Below are 3,962 nucleotides of genomic sequence, written 5' to 3' on the forward strand. Positions count from 1 at the left end.
CGGCTAATGCCTTTTTGGCTACTAAAATTAGCTTTATTAATGAAATTGCCAATATTTGCGATCGCGTAGGTGCTGATGTTACCCAAGTTGCCCAAGGAATTGGTTTAGATTCCCGGATTGGCAACAAGTTTTTACAAGCAGGAATTGGCTGGGGTGGTTCTTGCTTCCCCAAAGATGTCTTAGCACTACTCCATACCGCTGAAGATTACGGTTATGAAGCGGATTTGCTGACAGCCACTGTCAGTGTCAACAAACGCCAACGTCTACTTGCGGTTGAAAAACTCCAGAAAGAGCTGAAAATCCTCAAAGGTAAAACAGTGGGGCTGTTGGGTTTGACCTTTAAGCCCAATACTGATGATATGCGGGATGCTCCTGCTCTAAATCTGGTGGAGGAACTAAACCGACTCGGAGCCAAGGTCAAAGCCTATGACCCAATTATTTCCCAAACTGGGATGCGTCATGGTCTATCTAACGTGATTGTCGAAACGGATCCAGAACGGTTGGCTGATAGCTGTGATGCTTTAGTGTTAGTTACAGATTGGGATCAGTTCCAGAAGCTCGACTATGGTAAGATGGCCGAGCTGATGAATCATCCGGTGATCATTGATGGTCGCAACTGCCTAGATCGGAACCAGCTAGAACGTGCTGGTTTCTCGTATTTGGGAATTGGTTGTTGAACTATATCCCCTCCTCATAGAGCTAGGATTGATCGTCAACCTAAAGTTGTCAGAGCAGCTGATTAACTCTATCTGACAACTTTACCTTTAAAACTTCCCGACAAACCTCTGACTTGGGAAAATCAAGTTGTGTTGTTACTTCCTGCTCCAGGGATCAGGACTTTCCTGGAGCGCTTTGGTCACAAAATTAGCGGCATCTTTTAGGTCCGACCCGTGGCGAATTTAATAATTAGATGCGGAAAGCGCACCTTGAGAATTTTTGTGATAGCAAGTTTACCTGACTTATATGTAAATTGCCATAAGTGAAATCCTGTACTAGAATAACTGAGGGGTTTGACCCCTCAGTTATTTTGTGAAGACTAGCTGAGTACCCAAACCCCATCCCCAAAGCTAAAAATCTTAGTTGTTGGGATTTGGCAACAACTTTGTGTTAAGACTAATGTTGGTGTTGATCAAGAACAAAAGCCCAGTCAGCACCCCGCACCCTTGGTGACGGGGCATAAAGCATCTAAATTTAGTTAACTAACCAGTAATCCCCATTAAAATTGGCTAGGTGTACGGCAAGTCTTAAAGTCCTACCCAAAAATCGGCACTACCACAAAAGGGCAGGTCAGGGAACTGATTTGGTTGTTAACTATTGGGGGGATTAGATATGTGGATGGTTTAATGGCTTCATGGATGCCAGCAACCATTGATTATCAGCAAACCTGATCAGTAACCCAAGCGTGATCTAGTTGGCGACAAATCGAGCTAAGCACTAAACTCTAGTAATGGTAATTTTGGTGATAGTTTTGGCTTAGATTCACTAACAGTCCAGGTAAATATGAGGTATATGAGCTAATATTGGTTCATTTTTCCACAAAAATGAGCCAAAATCCTCTAAAACTGGGTGCGTCCTAAATTTTTGACCATAACTGGTCAGGCAAGATCAATGAGAGTGGAGGTAGTATGAGTCGCCCAAAACCAAGCCCTTTCCTAGAGCGGCGACAGGGTTTACAGAAAGGATTGATTAGTCAAAAAACCCAGACAATCCAGCAAACAACTAGTCAATGTCTGAGATGGATAGTTAAGAATGTCCTTCTATGGATGCAACTGCTTAGTACTGGGTCATTCGCCGTAGTCTGGATGCTGTCCTTGAGTGCCATTGAACCAGCTCAGGCAACTGCTATATCTAAACATACTAAGTTCTTAGAGCAGCTCCGGACAAATCAGAGCAATGATTCAGGTCAATCCGTTAGTGAGGAAAGTGAAAAAGCCCCCCAAACCAAAATTATAGCACTAGGAAAGCTTGGAAGTAAACAGGAGAAAATCCCTGAGCCAACTAAGACCCAAAAGTCTTCTGTCCCAAGGACCAACTCCACCAGAAAACTGGCTTCATCTGTGCTGCCGCACTCTAAATCCCAGACTGAACAACCAGCTAAACGGGCAGCTAAGCCTAAGTTAGGGTCACGCCAGTCAAGGGCTACCCCTAAGGCTATCCCTCCACTGCTTAAAACCAAGGCGGCTCAGCCCAGTTCTGCCGCTACCAGGCCAGGGGATTTACCATTATCTCGGTTGCAGCAGCAACAATTAGCCAAACGGGACTCTACAGCTAAAGCTGTTTCTGCACCGCTGAAAACCCAAAGCTCAGCTACCCCAAGAACTGCCTCCAAAAAAACCGTAGCTGCTCCAATCCAGGCGACAGCTAAGCCCCAGCCAGAGGAGATAGCCAAAGTTATTCCAGCACGGCCCAAAGGCAAAAAGTCTGCTGTACAAAGCAGTAACGGTAGAGAAAACAGCACTACCCTAGCCCAGCCGAGACGTAACCGCCAGCAAGGACAATCAACTAAACCCAAGTTCAGGTCACCCTATGCCAGGTCTAGAGCTAGGGCAGTCCCAGCCTTCGGAAAAGCCCAAGCCTTGGCTTCTCCAAACACCACCACTAGCAAAAAGGTGGGTTCGAGAATCCCTGAGTTATCTCAACAGCCTCAAAAACCAGGGAAACTGGATCTAAAACCAGGACACAGGGATGGGTTAGCCAAGTCATCTGTGCCCAATAAAACTAAAGTCTCTTATCGACCTAACCATGAGGTTACCTCGAAACTAGGCTCACCAGCCCCAGAGTCGTCGGAACTAAAACAGAGCAAACCAGCTAACTCTAAGCTAGTCACCCAGAAGAAATCTGCTAACACTAAAGCTGACACTAAAGCTGACACTAAAATAGACAAGTTAGCGTTAACGCCATCACCTCAAAAGCCTCTAGTGTCATCATCGACCCTAAACCTAGAGCAAATAGACTTAAAGTTCACGGAGTTCAAGCTCAGCCAACTGTTGCCCTATGGCAGCAGTTCGAGTGTGGATTTGGAAGGAGTAGTTCCAGCTAAGTGGAGCAACTGCCAAACAAACACAGCCTGTAATCAGCTGCTGCCATCCCTAATTCCGAAGTTAGTTCCAAATAGTGCCAACTCTAGCTCCAACCAGCAGACAACCTCCCAAGCAAAAACGGCACCTTTGCCAGTACCAACAGGGCCAATTCCCTCCAATGCTGGTAAACTTCCCAAAAAATTCAAGCAACTGCCTCCTTCCCCACCAACCCTGCCGGAACAGCTAGGGCAAGGAACGGCGACACCCCTATTTCTGAATAACTACCAAAACCAATCGGTAGGACAACTGCCTGTATTCCCACAAACCAAGACACCAGCGCCATTGCCAGCACTTCCTAACTCGATGCCGTTGGGAAGCAATACTCCTAACCCGAATTGGGGCTATTTCCCTTACGTGCCACAAACGGTACTATTGATGCCGATGATGCCAGGAGTAACTGGGTCGATGCCGTTGGGTACGAGTAATGGTAATCCTGGTCAATTGCACTACGTACCACAAACTTTACTATTGATGCCAACGGCAGGGTTCGGCATGTCTACCCCCCAGGGAATAAATAGTTATAGCCCTAGCTATAACCCTAGCTATAACCCTAGCTATAACCCTAGCTATAACCCTAGCTATAACCCTGGGTTAGGTCAGCTACCTTATTTGAGAACTACACCGGCTCCCCTGCCAGCCCCAGTCAATCCCATTCCGATGGGGGGTACTACCTATAACCCTGGCTTCGGTCAGTTGCCCTACCCGAGACCCATGCCCGCTCCTCTGCCAGCCCCAGTAAATCCCATGCCCATGAGGGGTAGTCCTTACAATTCGGGTTTAGGTCAGCTGCCCTATCTGAGAAGTTCCCCAGCCCCCCGGCCAGTAGTCCCGATTAATCCCATTCCCATGGGGGGCACTAGTTATGGCTTGGGCTTAGGTCAG

Annotated in this window: 2 protein-coding genes; both read left to right on the top strand. The window is 47.1% G+C overall.

Annotated features, from left to right (window positions below):
• Positions 1–677: UDP-glucose dehydrogenase family protein (locus F6K20_RS27720; RefSeq protein WP_287296823.1), on the top strand; the 677-nt coding region annotated here is incomplete at its 5' end.
• A 948-nt stretch (positions 678–1,625) separates the two neighbouring features.
• Positions 1,626–3,962: hypothetical protein (locus F6K20_RS27725; RefSeq protein WP_287296824.1), on the top strand; the 2,337-nt coding region annotated here is incomplete at its 3' end.

It is taken from the genome of Moorena sp. SIO2C4, from assembly GCF_010672485.1.
GTDB lineage: Bacteria > Cyanobacteriota > Cyanobacteriia > Cyanobacteriales > Coleofasciculaceae > Moorena > Moorena producens.